This window comes from Phycisphaeraceae bacterium, assembly GCA_019454185.1.
Lineage (GTDB): Bacteria > Planctomycetota > Phycisphaerae > Phycisphaerales > UBA1924 > JAHBWV01.
The window spans coordinates 1,694,259-1,710,824 of sequence record CP075368.1 but is presented as its reverse complement, the minus strand read 5'-3'; the positions used below and the strand labels follow the sequence as shown (position 1 = coordinate 1,710,824).

Annotated in this window: 13 protein-coding genes and 1 tRNA gene; 6 read left to right on the top strand and 8 right to left on the bottom strand. The window is 64.1% G+C overall.

Annotated features, from left to right (window positions below; genetic code table 11):
* Nucleotides 1-33: 33 nt before the first annotated feature.
* The 3 genes from ahcY to KF838_07235 form a co-directional block, all read right to left on the bottom strand.
* The gene (gene ahcY / locus KF838_07245; GenBank protein ID QYK49641.1) at nt 34-1,539 is read right to left on the bottom strand and encodes an adenosylhomocysteinase; all 1,506 of its coding nucleotides are present in this window, start codon (nt 1,537-1,539) and stop codon (nt 34-36) included.
* Nucleotides 1,540-1,641: 102 nt separating this feature from the next.
* A complete protein-coding gene (locus KF838_07240; GenBank protein ID QYK49640.1) occupies nt 1,642-2,658 on the bottom strand; it encodes a methyltransferase domain-containing protein in 1,017 nt (338 codons plus the stop codon).
* 55 nt (nt 2,659-2,713) lie between these two features.
* Nucleotides 2,714-3,391: a hypothetical protein gene (locus KF838_07235; protein QYK49639.1), complete on the bottom strand. Its 678-nt coding sequence runs from the start codon at nt 3,389-3,391 to the stop codon at nt 2,714-2,716.
* A gap of 631 nt (nt 3,392-4,022) precedes the next feature.
* On the opposite strand from KF838_07235, the gene KF838_07230 reads away from it, so the two are divergent.
* The 4 genes from KF838_07230 to KF838_07215 all read left to right on the top strand — a co-directional run bounded on the left by KF838_07230 (nt 4,023) and on the right by KF838_07215 (nt 8,964).
* Nucleotides 4,023-4,448: a hypothetical protein gene (locus KF838_07230; GenBank protein ID QYK49638.1), complete on the top strand. Its 426-nt coding sequence runs from the start codon at nt 4,023-4,025 to the stop codon at nt 4,446-4,448.
* Between the two features lie 374 nt (nt 4,449-4,822).
* Complete coding sequence (locus KF838_07225; protein ID QYK49637.1) at nt 4,823-5,962, top strand: hypothetical protein; 1,140 nt, start codon at nt 4,823-4,825, stop codon at nt 5,960-5,962.
* 53 nt (nt 5,963-6,015) lie between these two features.
* On the top strand, nt 6,016-7,461 hold the full coding sequence (locus KF838_07220) for an aspartate ammonia-lyase (GenBank protein QYK49636.1): 1,446 nt from the start codon (nt 6,016-6,018) through the stop codon (nt 7,459-7,461).
* Between the two features lie 39 nt (nt 7,462-7,500).
* Nucleotides 7,501-8,964, top strand: a complete 1,464-nt coding sequence (locus KF838_07215) for an anaerobic C4-dicarboxylate transporter (GenBank protein QYK49635.1) — start codon at nt 7,501-7,503, stop codon at nt 8,962-8,964.
* Between the two features lie 194 nt (nt 8,965-9,158).
* Here the strand turns inward: KF838_07215 and KF838_07210 are convergent.
* From KF838_07210 to lnt, 5 genes are all read right to left on the bottom strand, one after another.
* A tRNA-Asp gene (locus KF838_07210) sits at nt 9,159-9,232 on the bottom strand.
* A gap of 243 nt (nt 9,233-9,475) precedes the next feature.
* A complete protein-coding gene (locus KF838_07205; protein ID QYK49634.1) occupies nt 9,476-9,676 on the bottom strand; it encodes a hypothetical protein in 201 nt (66 codons plus the stop codon).
* Nucleotides 9,677-9,755: 79 nt separating this feature from the next.
* Nucleotides 9,756-10,619, bottom strand: coding sequence for a hypothetical protein (locus KF838_07200; GenBank protein QYK49633.1), 864 nt, complete (start codon nt 10,617-10,619; stop codon nt 9,756-9,758).
* A gap of 347 nt (nt 10,620-10,966) precedes the next feature.
* A complete protein-coding gene (locus KF838_07195) occupies nt 10,967-12,028 on the bottom strand; it encodes a HEAT repeat domain-containing protein (protein ID QYK49632.1) in 1,062 nt (353 codons plus the stop codon).
* Nucleotides 12,029-12,067: 39 nt separating this feature from the next.
* The gene (gene lnt / locus KF838_07190) at nt 12,068-13,762 is read right to left on the bottom strand and encodes an apolipoprotein N-acyltransferase (protein ID QYK49631.1); all 1,695 of its coding nucleotides are present in this window, start codon (nt 13,760-13,762) and stop codon (nt 12,068-12,070) included.
* 152 nt (nt 13,763-13,914) lie between these two features.
* Between lnt and KF838_07185 the strand changes: the two genes are divergently transcribed.
* On the top strand, nt 13,915-15,144 hold the full coding sequence (locus KF838_07185) for a hypothetical protein (GenBank protein QYK49630.1): 1,230 nt from the start codon (nt 13,915-13,917) through the stop codon (nt 15,142-15,144).
* A 57-nt stretch (nt 15,145-15,201) separates the two neighbouring features.
* Nucleotides 15,202-16,461 (top strand): tryptophan synthase subunit beta, encoded by a 1,260-nt coding sequence (trpB, locus tag KF838_07180; GenBank protein ID QYK49629.1) that lies wholly within the window; start codon nt 15,202-15,204, stop codon nt 16,459-16,461.
* Nucleotides 16,462-16,566 lie beyond the last annotated feature (105 nt).

Genomic DNA, 16,566 nt, shown 5'->3' with positions numbered 1-16,566 from the left:
GGTTCGAATCAAGCGGGTTTGGGACGCGGAGGATCAGTAGCGGTAGTGATCGGGCTTGTACGGCCCATCAACCGGGACGCCGATGTAGGCGGCCTGCTCGGGGGAGAGCTTGGTGAGTTTCACGCCGAGCTTGGCAAGGTGCAGGCGAGCGACCTCTTCATCGAGTTTCTTGGGGAGGACGTAGACCTTCTTCTCATACTGGCTGGTGTTGCAGTGGAGTTCGATCTGTGCAAGGATCTGGTTGGTGAACGAGGCGGACATGACGAAGGAGGGGTGTCCTGTCGCGCAGCCGAGATTGAGGAGGCGGCCTTCGGCGAGGATCAGCACCGAGCGAGCGGGCTTGTTGCCCGATGCGGGGAAGACCCACTCGTCGTACTGGGGCTTGATGTTCACTCGCTTCACGCCGGGGATCTTGGCGAGCCCGGCCATGTCGATCTCGTTGTCGAAGTGTCCGATGTTGCCGACGATGGCCTTGTCCTTCATCCTCGCCATGTGCTGGGCGGTGATGATGTCCTTGTTGCCGGTGGTGGTGATGAAGATGTCAGCGGTCTCGAGGAAGTCCTCAAGGGGCGCTACCTGGTAGCCCTCCATCGCGGCCTGTAGCGCGCAGATGGGGTCGATCTCGGTGACGATCACGCGGCAGCCCTGACCCTTGAGCGACTGGCAGCAGCCCTTGCCCACGTCGCCGTAGCCGCATACGACCGCGACCTTGCCGGAGAGCATGACGTCGGTGGCGCGATTGAGCCCGTCGAGGAGCGAGTGCCGGCAGCCGTAGAGGTTGTCGAACTTGCTCTTGGTGACGCTGTCGTTGACGTTGATGGCGGGGAAGAGGAGGGCGCCGGACTTGTGCATTTCGTAGAGGCGGTGGACGCCGGTGGTTGTCTCTTCGGAGACGCCCTTGATGGCCTTGCCGATGCGCGTCCAACGCTGGGGGTCGGCGGCGAGCGAGCGCCGGAGTGTGTCGAGGATGACGCCCCATTCGGCGGAGTCGGTCGCCGGGTTGAAGGCGGGGACCTTGCCGGCCTTCTCGTACTCGGTTCCCTTGTGGACGAGCAGGGTGGCATCGCCACCGTCGTCGAGGATGAGGTTCGGGCCGGAGCCATCGGGCCAGGCGAAGGCCTGCTCGGTGCACCACCAGTATTCCTCGAGCGTCTCACCCTTCCATGCGAAGACGGGCGTGCCCTTGGGATTGGCGACGGTGCCGCCCGTTTCGGGACGTCCGACGACAACCGCTGCTGCTGCGTGGTCCTGGGTGCTGAAGATGTTGCAGGAGACCCAGCGGACATCCGCGCCGAGAAGGGTCAGGGTCTCGATGAGGACCGCGGTCTGCACGGTCATGTGCAATGAGCCCATGATCTTGGCGCCCTTGAGGGGCTGCTTGCCGGCATAGCGCTCGCGGAGCGCCATGAGGCCCGGCATCTCGTGTTCGGCGAGACGGATCTCGTGGCGACCGAATTCGGCGAGGGAGAGGTCTTTGACCTTGAAGTCGAGTTTTGCGGCGGTGGGGGAGTTGGTCGGCTTGGTGAGAACTGCGGTCATGCGGGCCTCCGTGTGTGTTGCGTGTGAGTGGTTTCTCGCCGAAGTGAAGCGTGGATTCGATGGATCGGTTCCTGAAGCGGCTACTGATCCTTTCAAGCCGGGTCAGTCTGGTGAGACGCGAGCGACGGCGACGAACAGTCCGGGACCTTTCGCGTCGGGCTCGCTATCAAGGGGTCTGACGACGGTCGAGGCGAAGCCCGCATCCTTGCAGAGCTTGTGCATCGATCTGGGTGCAAAGCCCAGGTGCTTGTGCGCCATGGTGTGTCGGTACTCGGCCCGATCGTGCTCGAGCATGTCAACGATGAGCGCGACGCCGCCGGTTCCGGATGCGTGATCGCCACGGAGGATGCGGCGCATCTCCCGGAGCGCGTCGAGCGGCTCCGGCACGTGGTGGAGCACGAGCACGCTGACGATGGCATCGACAGAGGCGTCATCCAGCGGGATGTGTTCGAGCGTCCCTTGGTGGAACGAGACGTTCGAGAAGCCGGAGAGTCGCTTCTTCGCGGCGGTTAGCATCGGCAGCGACTGATCGACGGCGTGGACACGCTTGACGTTGGGTGCGAGTAGTTCTGCGGCGTTCCCCGTGCCGCACCCGAGGTCTGCGACAGTCCAGCCGCTCGGGATGAGCGAGAGCAACGCTGCGGGTGTGAACCGGTCTCCGAACCAGTCGGATCTGATCCTGTCCCACTCGCCGACGACGCGGCCGAAGAACGCCTGAGGGTCTGCATCTCGCTGGGCGAGCACGGCGCGGAGGCGTCGGGCGTCTTCGGCGAGGTCTCCACTCTCCGGCAACTGGTCACGGATAGCGAGCCAGAGGGATCGGGATTCCGCCGGAAGGTCGTCGAGAATGAGTCGGTAGAGCGTTGCGGTGCCCGCGGCCCGGCGGAGAAGCCACTGCCCGTCCGCGAGGATCTTGAGATGGCGGCTGACCGTCGACTGCGGCAACTGAACGATCTGGGCGATCTCGCCGACGGAGAGTTCTTCCTGCTCCAAGATCCGAAGCACGCGTAGGCGCACCAGTTCCGACACGTCGGAAAGCCGATCGGTAATCGATCGCGTCGGCGCGGGGCGTTGCGCTATGGTCTTGGGCTGGGTTGATCTCTGGCCGGAGCGTTTCATCCGTTTATCCGGATGAATGGTAGAAGGCCGACGGGCCGCGTCAAATCGGTTGTTCTCAGATGCGCTCTGCGGGTGGCAGGGCGTAGGACGGCCCGGGCACCTTGCCGAGTTCTCTGAGGCGGGCGGTCGCCTCGGGGTCGTTGGGTCGGAGCCAGAGGATCATCCTGAGCCTGTCTGTTTCTTTGTCAGCCGCGCCGATCGTGCGATAGAAGTTTGCGAGTTCCCACTGTGGGCCGAGGTTCTGTCCCCGATCGAGGCGTGCAGCGGCGAGGAAGGCGGCCTCGGCCTCGTCGGCGGTGCCGACGCGCGCGAGATATTGACCGAGCAGGATGTGGTCTGCGGGGCGCTGGCGGAGGGCGGCCTCGCTGCGGAGGAAGGCGAAGAGACCGTCAAGGTCGTTCGACTTGAGCATCGCCTCGGCGAGGGTGGCGGAGTAGTCTGTGTTGGCCGGATCGACATCGTGGCAGATCGACGCATTTTCGCGGGCCAACTGCGGATCACCGGAGGCCAGATACGCCTTGGCGAGCTTGTGGCGGACAACGGTGTCATAGGGCTTGCGGTCGAGGTATTCGCGATACTCGACGACGGCCTGCGAGTAGTTGCCACGGACATACGCCTCGTTCCCCGCGGCGTGTACCACCGGGAGCGCACGCTGATTCGAGCATCCGGCTGCAACCGAGAGGAGCAGGAGGCCGGCCGTGGCGAGGATTCGGGCTGAGGCGGTCTGACGCATGTGTCGGACTCCGAGTTCGGTGCCGCACCGGCACATCGTGCGCCGGCAACAGCGGGGGGCAGATGCTATCAGCATCGACCGATTCGGGCGATGGAACCCAGTCACGGGCAGGAATCGGCCCGGGTGGTACCCTCAGGGTATGAGCCGGATGGTTTTGCTCGAACACACGCAGCCGGACGGCGGCTTGCACTTCGACTGGCTTTTAGACAGGATCCATCCCGATTCTCTTCTGAGGCCTCCGGAGAGCCCTTTGGTCTCGTTCCGTCTGCGGTGGCGGGCCGACACTGTGATGCCGGCTGGGCAGTGCTTGCTCGAAGCGGAGCGAATGAAGGACCACAGACCGTTGTACCTTCACTATGAGGGGCCGCTCAGCGGGGGGCGCGGGAGCGTCAGGCGGATCGCAGAGGGGGAAGTAGTCTCGCTCATTGAGGGTGAGGGGTGGATCGAGTTTTCTTGTCGATGGAGTGATGGCGGTCCTGTTCACGGGTGGCGCGGGGATCTGGTCGGGGGGGATCTCTGGGTGTTCGAACGGTGCTGAGCGTCGGGTGGATTTCTGGTATCATGTCGTCGGCTTGAGATTCGATGTGTGGATTGACAACAGGAGCTGTGCGACGCGAAAGGGGGTCATTCGATGGACCAGTTGTCGTCGGGTTCCGGTGGGTCGGAGTCGCCGAGCGGCGATGGGCCGCAGCCGGTCATTCGCCCGGTCGTGCCGCAGCCCGTATCGAAGATTCAGCACGTGCCGCCTGCGGGATCGATTCCGGGCGCGGGTCCTGGGACGGCCCCGAGCAAGATCAAGGCGTTCGAGCAGAAGCTGATCAGCGGCAAGCACGAGGAATCCTGGCAGCGTTCGCCGAACGTGACGGGGACTGGCGCTATCCACGTCAAGAGCTTTCACTGCAAGCTGACGGAGGAGGCGCTTCACTATCTCGATCAGCAGATCAACGAGTGGCTGGATGCGCACCCGCAGTACGAGGTGAAGTTTGTGACGACGGCTGTGGGTGAGTGGACGGGCAAGTTGAAAGAACCGAACATGATCGTCCAGGTGTGGGTCTGACGCTTCCATGGTGCCGCTTTGCGAACAGAGACTGAATGGGCCATCGCTTCCGGATCGGCGCGAATCCGGCGTGTCTTTTCCCATCTTTGCGTGGTCGTCTTTGAAGCCAGTGACCGGTGGAGATGGGTGATGTCGAGTCGTCCTCGCCTTGCGATCTCGTCGGAGGTGCTGTCTTGGGCAGATCGACTGATCACTCTCTGTGCGGACCTGATGAGCAGAACGCATGAAGAGGCGGCCCGATGACACGCGAATTCGATTGTTCTGTGGTTCGCGGTGCCGGGAGGGTTGCGCTTTGTGTTGTCGCAGCGGTCGGCATTTGGTCGCGTGCTTCCGCGCAAGAGGCCGCTCCCGCAGAAGTGACACCCCCCGCGCGAGTGTCGACCAGGCCGACCGCATCGTCTGAAACGAGCGTCTTTGCACCGACCGCGATCGAGCAGGAGCTCGAGCAGATTCGGCCGGGGGTTCGCATCAAGCGTCGGTTCGACGAGATCGCCGAGGAGACCAACATCCGGCTCGGTCTTGCGCACACGATTCTCTTTCAGCAGGCGACGGGCGGGCCTGGTCGCCGCAGCGGCGCGGCGGGCGACCTCGACATTCTCGCCAAATGGACGCTGATCGGCGCGGGCACGAAGGACACCGGTATCCTCGCGTTCGCCTCCGAGTATCGATACCAGATCGGCGACATGCCCCCGGGCTCGCTCGGAGGCGAGATCGGCACGCTGGTGCCGACCACCAACGGTTTCGGTGAGCGACCATTCATCATCAAGGAACTCTACTGGGACCAGCGGCTGTTCGAGGATCGATTCCGTTTTGGGCTGGGACGGATCGACCCTGAGAATATCTTCGGCTCTCATCGGCTCCAGAGCGCGAACACGTTCTTCCTCAACAAGGCGTTCTCAGGGAACGTTGCCGTTCCTTATCCCGGCCCGGGGCTGACCGGCGCGGCACAGGTCAAACCGACAACGTGGTCTTTCGTCACTGCGGGGATCACCGATGCCAACGGCAAGGCGACGATCGGGAACTTCGAGGGGTTCTTTGAGGATGATGAGTTCATGTACTTCGTCGAGGGAGGACTGACGCCGACCTTTGATGGTCTCGGTCAGGGAAAGTACAAGCTCTCCCTCTGGCACATCGACGAGCGAGAAGATGCGAGTAAGCCGTCCGATGACGGCTTTACGCTTGCCATGGATCAGGACCTTGGGGAGCGATTCCTCGCCTTCGCGCGTTACGGCCATGCAGACGGCGATGCGACGGGGATCACGGATTCCGTGCAGGGTGGCGTCGGCATCAAGGACGTGCTCGGCAAGGAGAACATGCTCGGGATCGCGGCGGCGTGGTCAAAGCCGAAGGTTGATGACAAACGAGATGAGAAGGTTGTCGAGGTCTTCCAGAGGTTTCAGGTGACCGAATCGGCCCAGATCACGGTCGGCGTCGAGGTGATCTTCGATCCGAGCAACGCGCCGGACGATGACGTCGTCGGCGTCTTCTCGGCACGTCTGCGGCTCTCATTTTGAGCGAGCGACTCAAAGGCACGAACGCACGAAAGGTGCGAGGAAGGACGATGGAGATGGCTGCGAGAAAGAAGGCCGGTGCGAAACGGGGCGCGAGGCGAGGCGGCGGCAAGCGGATCGAGCACGATCTGCTCGGCAAGAAGGCGATCCCCGCCAACGCGTACTACGGCGTGCAGTCCGCGCGGGCGATGGAGAACTTCGCGATCTCAGGCGTCAAGGTCCACGCGTATCCGGTGTTCATCAAGGGGCTGGCCATGGTCAAGATGGCCGCGGCCAGGGCGAACCATGAGTGCGACCCGAAGGCGATGCCGCGACGTGTCCTGCGCGGGATCGAGGCGGCTTGCCAGGACCTGATCGACGGAAAGCTGCACGAGCAGTTCGATATCGACGTCTTCCAAGGCGGTGCGGGGACTTCGACGAACATGGCTGCGAATGAGGTGATCGCGAACCGAGCGCTCGAGCACATGGGCCATCGCAAGGGTCAGTACGAGTACTGCGACCCGCACGACCACGTGAATCTCGCGCAGTCGACAAACGACGCGTACCCGAGCGCGCTTCATGTCGCCATCATGCTCGGCAACGACGATCTCGTCGCCGAGATGGAGCGGCTTGTGGGCGCGTTCCGCAGGAAGGGGCGACAGTTCGCGAAGATCGTCAAGATGGGACGCACGCAGTTGCAGGACGCGGTGCCCATGACCCTCGGGCAGGAGTTCGACGCGTGGGCGGACAGTCTCACGGATGAGGTTCACACGCTCCGTGCGGTCGAGGCGATCCTCTGCGAGGTCAACATGGGGGGCACCGCGATCGGCACCGGGCTGAACGCGCCGAAGGGGTACGCTCGCAAGTGCGCCCGGCATCTGGCGCGCATCACGGGACGTCCGATCCGTCTTGCGGACGACCTGGTCGAGGCGACGCAGGACACGCAGTCTTATGTGCTGTACGCCTCGGTGCTCAAGAGCATGGCGATCAAGCTCTCCAAGATCTGCAACGACCTGCGTCTGCTCTCTTCCGGCCCGCGCGCGGGTCTGAATGAGATCAACCTTCCCGCGATGCAGCCCGGCTCCTCGATCATGCCCGGCAAGGTCAATCCGGTCATCCCGGAGGTCGTGAATCAGGTCTGTTTCCGGGTGATCGGCAACGACCTGACGGTCACGCTCGCCGCGGAGGCCGGGCAGTTGCAGCTGAACGTGATGGAGCCGGTGATCGCGGCGTGCATCTTCGAGTCGCAGGTGCTGTTCATCAACGCCGCGGCGTCCCTGCGCGTCAACTGCGTGGACGGCATCACGGCGAACGCCGACGTGTGCAAGCGGCTGGTGGAACAGAGCATCGGCATCGTCACCGCGCTCAACCCAGTGCTCGGCTACGACAAGTCCACCGAGCTCGCGGCCGAGGCGCTGGCGACCGGCAAGGGCGTGGTCGAGCTGGTCCGCGAGAAGAGGTTGCTGACCGAAGCGCAGATCCGCTCTGTGCTCGATCCGCGACGCATGGCGGGCACGATGTGACACAACCGGACGGAGCGTCGAGTCCCCAAGGGAGGCCGCATGATCTGGGCAGAGTTCCTCGTGGTGATCGGTGCGATCGTAATCGGGGCGCGCGTCGGCGGCGCGGGACTGGGAACCATGGCAGCCATCGGCCTCGCGGTCCTCGTCTTCGGCTTCGGGCTTCCTCCGTCCTCGCCGCCGGCGACGGTGCTGGCGATTGTGTTGTGCGTCGTGACTGCCGCGGCGACGATGCAGGCGGCGGGCGGGCTTGATCTGCTCGTCATGATCGCTGAGAAGGCCCTGCGTGCCAAGCCCAAGTACATCACGTTCATCGCGCCTGCCGTCGCCTATCTGTTCACGTTCTGCTCCGGCACGGGGCACGTCGCCTACGCGATCCTCCCCGTCATCGCCGAGGTCGCCCGCAAGGCCGGTATCCGCCCGGAGAGGCCGATGTCGATCAGCGTGATCGCATCGCAACAGGCGATCACGGCCAGCCCGCTTGCCGCCGCCACCGCCGCACTGCTGGCTCTCCTCTCGAAGAACGACACCATCGGGCTCGGACAGATCCTCATGATCTGCATCCCGTCGACGTTCATCGGGTGCATGCTCGGCGCCCTCTCCGTGTACAGGAAGGGCGTCGAACTGAAGGACGACCCGATCTACAAGGAGCGTCTGGAGAAGGGGCTTGTCGAGGAGCCGAAGGAGCAGAAGAAGCTCGAGGGCCGCGCGCGTCGGAACGCGATCGGGTCAGTCGCGACGTTCCTGTCTGCCGCGGCGATCATCGTCGTCTTCGGTCTCTTCTCCGACCTTCGCCCGACGTACACGGTGACGCCGCCGAAGGAGGCGGGGTTCAGCCCGACGCTGGTCTCGAGCGCGATCGCGAACCTGAGCGATCCCGAGCGCCTGGACGAGACCATCACGCGTGAGCAGCTCAAGGCGCGGCTGGAAGAGGTCCGCGCGGAAGAGGCCAAGCCCCGTGAGGTCAAGGTCGAGATGGCCGTGCTGATCCAGATCGTGATGCTCAGCGCCGCAGGGATCATGATGCTCGCGTTCGGGGCGCGGGCCGCCGATGCCGTGAAGACGCCCGTGGCCATCGCGGGTGTTGTGGCAGTCGTCTCCATCGCCGGGCTCGGTTGGATGGGCAACTGCTTCTTCGACGGGAACAAGGCCGAGATCATCGGCTCGATGTCGGAGATCATCAAGGCCCACCCGTGGGTCTTCGCGATCGGGCTGTTCGGGCTGTCCGTGGTGCTCTTCAGCCAGGCATCGACTGTCGCGGCGTTGATGCCGGTCGGCATTGCCCTCGGGCTTCCTGCGGGCACGCTGATCGCGATGTTCCCCGCCGTGAACGGTTACTTCTTCCTGCCGACCTATGGCACGATCGTCGCGGCGATCGCATTCGACCAGACCGGGACGACCCGTATCGGGAAGTTCGTGCTTGTCCACAGTTTCATGAGGCCGGGCCTCGTGGCGACGGTCTCCGCCGTCGGCATCGGGCTGGTGCTCTCAAAGGTCGTGATGTGAGAAGGAGGGGTGGGTACGGCACCGGTTGAGCCACATACTCGGGTGACCTGTAGATGGCCGTCTTCGACTTCTACCGCTGCGTGGCGGGACGCGATAACTTGCGAAACGCGCTCGCGTGATACCTTGACATGGGATTCCGGAAGAGATTGCCAAATGAAGAACGCCCCCGGCATCATGCCAGAGGCGTTTTCAAACGAGGCGGACGGGACTCGAACCCGCAACCACCGGATCGACAGTCCGGTACTCTAACCAATTGAGCTACCGCCCCAAACGCTTGTCCATCCGCGGCTGGCAGCCGCGAATGCAGGAATCAATGTAGGCCTCTGTTTCACGCTGTCAAGGTTCTTGCCTCGAAACATGGGCCGGTCCGAGAAAGTGCTGGCAACCGACACGAACGCTCTCAAGTCCCACGCCCTGGATGCGTTGCTCGCATGCCGATCCCGTCGGGTGGGGAACGGGGGAGGCGGCTCTTGGGGCGTGGCTTGGATCAGCCCGTTCCTCGGGCGGCCGGTTACTTGGGCAGTGAGATGCGGCCTTCTTCCTGGATCTTGAACGCGCTTCCATCGGGCCCGATCTTCGAGCCCTGCATGAAGACCATGACGCACGCCGCGAGCAACGCCGCACAGGAGAGGAACAGGAGGGCGGTGAAGACGTCGGGGCTTGCCCCGCGTCGCGACTTGCCTCCCGGCATTTGCATTCCGAACTGGTTCATCGAGCGTGTCTCCGATCCATCGCACGCGAGGGACGCGTGCATCCGCGAGTCTCGCGGTCGAAAGGGTCGTTGGTCGTACTCAACGCAGGCGGCTGATCACCGTGTCGCCGTTCATCACCTCGACCTTGCGTCCGAGGAGATCAACGCGACCGATGGCGTGGTTGAGATCGGTCTGGGTGATGACGATGTGGCCGATGAACTCGGTCCCGCGTCCGATGTACATCTGCATGTTGTCGCGGATACGGTCGTTGCTGCCGGCGTTGATCTTGGCGTAGATCGCGCCGGAAGAGGGATCCTTCTGGATCGACTCGATGCGAGCCGTGATCAGCGGGCCGGTATCGACGAAGGTCGTTGCGGACTCGCTGGAAGAGGAAGCGCCGACGCCGCCCTGAGCCGCGGCGAGCGAGGTCTTGACTTCCGTCAACTGCTCCTGGAGCGAGCGGAGGGTCTGCTCGAGCACCTCACGACGGGACTCAAGGTCGTTGATGCGATCTTCGAGTTCGAGCTCACGCCGGCGGAACTGGATCTCGTTGTCGCGGAGGGCGGTCACCTCGGTGCGGTATCCGTCGATTAGTTTCGACTGGGTTCGCGCGGTCTCTTCCAGCACCTTCGTCTTGTTGGAGATCTCGTCACGCTGGGCCATCGCCTCGCGACGGCCGGCGATCTCGCGGGCGTTCGAGGTCTGAAGCTCACGGATATCCGCATCCTTCGCGGCGACCGCGTTGGCCAGATCTGAGAGCTGCTGATTGAGCCGCCCGCGCTCGGCGCTGTAGGCAGACTGCTCCGACGCTGCGGAGTCCACCGCCGACTGGCGCCGGACCTGCTCGTTGGCGTAGTCGGCCTTGATCCGGTCCGCGTTGACCGCAAACGCCATGGTCAGGCCTGCGAGCAGGATGCTCAGGACCGCCGCGAACACGACAAAGATCTTCGAGAGAATGTGCACCTTCAACTCCTGTCAAGACACCTTCAACACACGACGAGTGCCGTGTGTTCTGTCCCGCCCCTCGGTCCGGAGACTCCGCGAGCGCGGAGGGGCATCAATATATGCCCGCTCTCTGCACGTGGACGACCCGAAGGGCCCGACAATCTCCTACATCTTACCGAACACGACGAACCACTGCTCAGGAACACCGAGACCCCCGACGAGCCGACTGTGATAACGCCCCGCCACGCGGCTGTCAACCGCAGAGCGAGGCCAGATACGCCTGCTACCCACGTTGGGATTCATCCAGACCGGAGACGGCAGCTGTTCCGGGGTCTTTGCCTCAGCCATGGCAACAGGAACCGGGGTCAGCGCGAGGTGATTTTGAGGATGGCTGCGGCGGCCGCGACTCGGACGTTTCCCTCCGGGTCGTCGAGCATCGACGCCAGGGTGGGGAGATTGTCGGGTTGTCCGGTCTCGCCGTAGACGGAAGCTGCCTGGGCGCGGATCGCGGGCACCTCATTGGCCTTGAACTCATCTGCGATGAAGGAGCCCTCGCGCCGCCCCATCTTTGCCATCGCGCTGGCGAGGGCGAGACGAACCTCGGCGGGCATCCGCTGCCCAGTCTCATCGCGATAGGCATCAAGGTAGATGAGTTGATCGATCGCCCCGCGGTCTCGCACCTCGCCGATGATCTGCACCGCGAGCGCGGCCGCCTCAAGCTCCTGGGGGCGAGAGGGGTAGAGCGCGGCACGGATCGTCTGAACCTGCGCGGTGTCGCCGAGTTTCACGAGTGCCTCAGCAATCTGGAGGTGCATCAGTCGCATCTCTTCAGCCGAGGCCAGTGGCATCTTTTCGAGCAAGGCCTGACGGAGCATCGCTGTGGCGGACTTGTTCCCCAGTTCGCCGAGCACATAGGCAGCGTGAGATCGAACGCGCGGCGATGGGTCAGCGAGGAGCGCCTCGGCGAGCATGCTCGGTGCCGCGGGCTCGCCCAACCGCATGAGCGCGTAGTTGGCGGAGAGGCGCACAAAGCCGGATTCATCTGTGAGAAGGGGGGCGACGGAGGACGCGAGTGAGCGGATCTTCGCCCTTCCGACGCACATGGCGGCGACGCTGCGGACACCGAGGTTCTCGTCTTTCAGCCCGAGCGCGACGAGCGGCTCCAGGCGTGTCGGTGCCTGCAGCATCCCCTCGATCGCGTTTGCTCTCATCTGCGGGAGGGGCGACTGCACCGCTTCGGTCAGCACATCGATCGCCTTCTCGCGAATCTCCGAGCGACTCACCGCCGTGACCACCGGCCTCGGCTCAGTCGTCGTCGATGGCCCGGTCGAGGCGGATCGATCGCCACACGATGCAAGTCCAAGTGAGGCAAGAGTGCCCGCGATGGCTGCCAGACCGCTGCACGCACGCTTCGAGAATGATCCCATGTGTCGTGGTCCCTTCCGATCATCCGAACCCTGAATGGCCTACTCCGGGCTGGCCTCGCGTTTGCTTCTACGCCCGAGTATTGCGGGCGCACAGATCAACACCAGGCACGCTGCGCCAACAACCCACGGCGCGACCCAGCCGCCCCGAGCATATACCGATACGCCCTCAACGATCGGCAGTTCGCCGCTCAGGACACCATCGATGTCGTGGGTCTTCGTTGAGTTGTTGACGCCTTTGGCGACCAATCTTCCCCGATGATCGATGAGTGCGGATGTTCCGGTGTTCGCCGCCCGGGCCATAGGGGTCGCCAGTTCGAGCGATCTCCACCGGGCTCCGAGCAGGTGCTGGCCCCGGGCCATCGCGAACGAGTTGAACCACCCGTCGTTCGTGCCGTTCACGATCACGTCGGCCCGGCGGTGGCCACTTTCGTAGACCAACCTGCGGCACGCGTTTGGCATGGTCGCTTCGAAGCAGATCGGTGCAACGAGTCTCAGGGAGCCCCCTTCGGCTCTGGGCGCGACAAGTACGGTTCGCTCCTTCCCCGCCGACAGGTTGAAGGGCATTCCGTATGCGCCGAGGGCCCTGACACGCGCCTGAAGCCAGGGCCAGTATCGGATGCCGGGCATGACCTCTCCGAACGGGGTGAGCACCATCTTGTCGTACACGCCCGCGACCTCGCCACCGACCACGAGAAAGACGCTGTTGAAGGTTTCGTCGGCGTCATAGGTGATCCCGCCTTCGGGCGAGTCCTTGATCCGCAGATTCGTGTAACGCTCCGAGCCCACCAGCAGCGGCACTCCCAGTTCGGACTGGAGTGACGCGGTTGCCTCGGCGAACTCCCACGCGCTGAGCGCGAACGGCTCGCCGACCGCAGCGGGAGGAACCACCTTGTAGTACACGCCGAAGTCTCGTTCGGCCTGGATCGTCGACGGCTGCATCGAACGCCCGGGCATCATGCTCTCCGGCCAGACGATGAAGGCGGGATTCTCCGCCGCCGCCTCGCGTGTCTGCTGCATGAGCGTTCGCATCAGCTCGACCATCTCCCACGGTGTGGTGGGGGTGCGATTGTCCTGGCGGCTGTTTGTCTGGATCACCGCGACCCTGATTGTTTCCGATGGCGATGGTGCCGGCAGCACGCTCAATCCGACCCATGCCAGCGAGGTTGCGCCGATGGCGATCGATGCCGCACGAGTCCGTCGCTTGATGACGGCGTCGCCGATGGCACCAGCCAGAACCGCGACGAGGCCGGAGACGCCGTATGCCCCGATCACGCCGCCCGGCGAAGCGAGCGAGGCCACATCGATGAGCGGGTGCGCGACGAGATGCCACGGATACCCACCCAACAGGATCTCGCCCCTGATCGTCTCGACGAGGCACCAGACGAGCCCGCACGACGCGCCGAGCCCGAGCCGCGGCATCCGGCGGACCAGACGGGCAAGCAGCCAGGTTGTGGCACCCGAGAATGAGGCGGAATACAGAACCAGGGGCGGAAAGCCGAGTTCTGAGACGTTGACAACCCAGGCATGCTGCATCGCCCAGGCGGGCAGTGTCCCGACGACAACGCCCAGAGATGCCGAGCCGACTCGGTCGATGCCCCGGCCGACCAGCATCACGATCGCCAGGGGCATCAGGATCGTCGCTGGCCAGAATCCGACCGGCGGAAACGCGAGGACAAGCCCGATCCCGAACGCCAGCCCACCCAGCACACCCGTTCGGAACTCTCGCCAGTCCATGCGCGCTCGTCGAGCGTTCACTGTTTCACCACCATCTGCGACTTCTCGTCGGCCCATGGGGGCGATGTTACGCCGGAGTCGTCGGCTGGCGTTGTTGGTCGAACGGCGTCAGAATACCCCGCCACGCTTCCGACTCGTGGACGGAGTTCAACATGCAGATTCTCAAGCCGCTGCTCGGCATCGCGATGCTCGCCGCTATCGCATGGGTCCTCTCTTCGGATCGCCGCCGTTTCCCGTGGCGACTTGCGGTGATCGGCTTCACGATCCAGATCGTGATCGCCGGGGCGTTTCTCTCGTTCCCCCCCCTGGTCACGCCCGTCGACTACGCCAGCCGATTCGTCGCGGGCGCGATCCGTCAGGCCGACCACGGCATTGTCTTTCTCTTCGGACCTGAACTCGCCCGGGCGGACGGACCGTGGGGGTTTATCTTCGCGATCAAGGTTCTGCCTGTGATCATCTTCTTCGCGGCATTGATGGCCGTGCTCTATCGCATCGGTCTTATGCCACGGATCGTCAACGCCATGGCGTGGCTGCTGCACCGCACGCTGGGCGTCTCCGGCTCTGAGGCGCTTGTTGCGGCGAGCAACGTGTTCGTCGGCCAGACCGAGGCCCCGCTCTGCGTCAGGCCCTACATCAACACCTTCACGAAGGCGCAGATCATGACGCTGATGACCACCGGCTTTGCGACCATAGCGGGGTCTGTGATGGCGGCATACATCGGCATGCTCGGCGGCGATTCGCAGGACTCGCAAGCCCTCTTCGCCAAGCACCTGATGACCGCGTCGCTGATGTCCGCGCCCGCCGCTCTCGTCATGGCGAGGATCATGGTGCCCGAGACGCAGACCGTGCAGGACACGCCGACCAGCATCCGACCCGAAACGCTCGGGACCGGCATCCTCGACGCCGCGGCCCTCGGGGCATCCGACGGCTTGAAGCTTGCCCTGAACGTCGCTGCGATGCTCGTCGCGTTCGTGTCACTGATCGCGCTGGTGAACTGGCCCTTGAACGCGATCGGCACGTCTCTTGAGCAGATCCTGGGTCATGCGCTTGCGCCCGCTGCGTGGCTGATGAGCATCGACGAGGGGCAGCGCATCCTTGTCGGATCGCTTCTTGGCAAGCAGATCGTCGCGACGGAGTTCGTCGCCTATGTCTCGCTTCACCAGGCGATGATCTCCGGGGAGATCGGTCCTCGGAGTGCCCAGATCGTGACGTATGCATTGTGCGGGTTCTGCAACCTGCCATCGATCGCGATACAGATTGGCGGGCTGACGGCTCTGGCACCCGAACGCAGGGCGGATTTCGTCTCCATCGGTCCCCGGGCCATGGTCGCGGGGGCCCTGGCCTGCTGGAGCACGGCCTGCGCTGCCGCGCTCTTTCTCTGACGACGCGATCTGAACGCCGGGGCCGGCGTGGCTCTTTGCGCTATCCTCTCTGACGCCATGAGCACGATCAGCAACGACCTCCAGACGCCTCGACCACCGCTCATCAGTGAGGTTCCCGACGAGCGGGGCCGATTCGGCCAGTTCGGCGGGGCGTATGTGCCCGAGACGCTCGTCTCCGCGCTCGAGCAGCTCATTGACGTGTACGACCGCGTCCGCAGCGACGAGCGATTCTGGGATGAGCTTCGCTCGCTTCTCACCACATACGTCGGCCGCCCGACGCCCCTCTACTTCGCGCAGCGGCTCACGAAGCACGCCCGCAAGGGTGCCGATCGCACCAAGGGTGCCGAGATCTGGTTCAAGCGCGAGGATCTGGCGCACACCGGTGCTCACAAGATCAACAACACCATCGGGCAGGGCCTCCTCACCAAGAAAATGGGCAAGCGCCGCATCATCGCGGAGACCGGCGCGGGGCAGCACGGCGTCGCGAGCGCAACAGCCGCGGCGTTTCTCGGCCTCGAGTGCGATGTCTACATGGGCTCCGAGGACGTGCGCCGCCAGAAACTGAACGTGACGCGCATGAAGATGCTCGGCGCCAACGTCATCGAGGTGAATTCCGGCTCGCGCACGCTCAAAGACGCGACCAACGAGGCGATGCGTGACTGGATGGGGTCTGTCGAGCACACGCACTACATCATCGGATCGGTCGTCGGGCCGCACCCCTTCCCGATGATTGTTCGCGACTTTCAGTCCATCATCGGGCGAGAGTGCAAGGGCCAGTCCATCCGGCAGCTCGGCAAACTACCCGAAGCGATCGTCGCCTGCGTCGGCGGGGGATCGAATGCCGCGGGCATCTTCTACGACTTTGCGGATGACAAGGGTGTCCGACTGATCGGCGTCGAGGCGGGCGGCAGATCGCGCGAGCCCGGGCAGCACGCCGCGCCGCTCTCGCTCGGTTCGCCCGGCATTCTCCACGGCTCGCTCTCGTATGTCCTTCAGGATGCGAACGGCCAGACCGCCGATGTTCACTCCTGCTCCGCCGGGCTCGACTATCCCGGCGTCGGGCCTGAGCACGCGTACTGGAAAGACAGCGGGCGCGTCGAGTACACCACCGCCACGGACGACGAAGCGCTCGACGCGTTCCTGCTCACCGCGAGGACCGAGGGGATCATCCCCGCGCTTGAGACATCGCACGCGATCGCGCACGCACTCAAACTCGCCGCGACGATGCCCGGCGAATCCCGGATCGTCGTGAACCTCTCGGGGCGAGGCGACAAGGATGTGGAAGAGGTCGGGCGACTGCTGGCGATGCGGTCCTGATCGATCGGCAGTATGAAGATTCCGCGGCAGGGTGTCCACCCCATTTATTTTGGTGAGGTGGTCGTGTTACCGTGATCTCACGTTGCTGTGTGTTGCAAAGTCACT

Bases quoted from the DNA above. Each gene is read 5' to 3' on its own strand.
- ahcY (QYK49641.1), bottom strand. From the start codon at position 1,539: ATGACCGCAGTTCTCACCAAGCCGACCAACTCCCCCACCGCCGCAAAA.
- KF838_07240 (QYK49640.1), bottom strand. From the start codon at position 2,658: ATGAAACGCTCCGGCCAGAGATCAACCCAGCCCAAGACCATAGCGCAA.
- KF838_07235 (QYK49639.1), bottom strand. From the start codon at position 3,391: ATGCGTCAGACCGCCTCAGCCCGAATCCTCGCCACGGCCGGCCTCCTG.
- KF838_07230 (QYK49638.1), top strand. From the start codon at position 4,023: ATGGACCAGTTGTCGTCGGGTTCCGGTGGGTCGGAGTCGCCGAGCGGC.
- KF838_07220 (QYK49636.1), top strand. From the start codon at position 6,016: ATGGCTGCGAGAAAGAAGGCCGGTGCGAAACGGGGCGCGAGGCGAGGC.
- KF838_07215 (QYK49635.1), top strand. From the start codon at position 7,501: ATGATCTGGGCAGAGTTCCTCGTGGTGATCGGTGCGATCGTAATCGGG.
- KF838_07205 (QYK49634.1), bottom strand. From the start codon at position 9,676: ATGAACCAGTTCGGAATGCAAATGCCGGGAGGCAAGTCGCGACGCGGG.
- KF838_07195 (QYK49632.1), bottom strand. From the start codon at position 12,028: ATGGGATCATTCTCGAAGCGTGCGTGCAGCGGTCTGGCAGCCATCGCG.
- lnt (QYK49631.1), bottom strand. From the start codon at position 13,762: ATGGACTGGCGAGAGTTCCGAACGGGTGTGCTGGGTGGGCTGGCGTTC.
- KF838_07185 (QYK49630.1), top strand. From the start codon at position 13,915: ATGCAGATTCTCAAGCCGCTGCTCGGCATCGCGATGCTCGCCGCTATC.
- trpB (QYK49629.1), top strand. From the start codon at position 15,202: ATGAGCACGATCAGCAACGACCTCCAGACGCCTCGACCACCGCTCATC.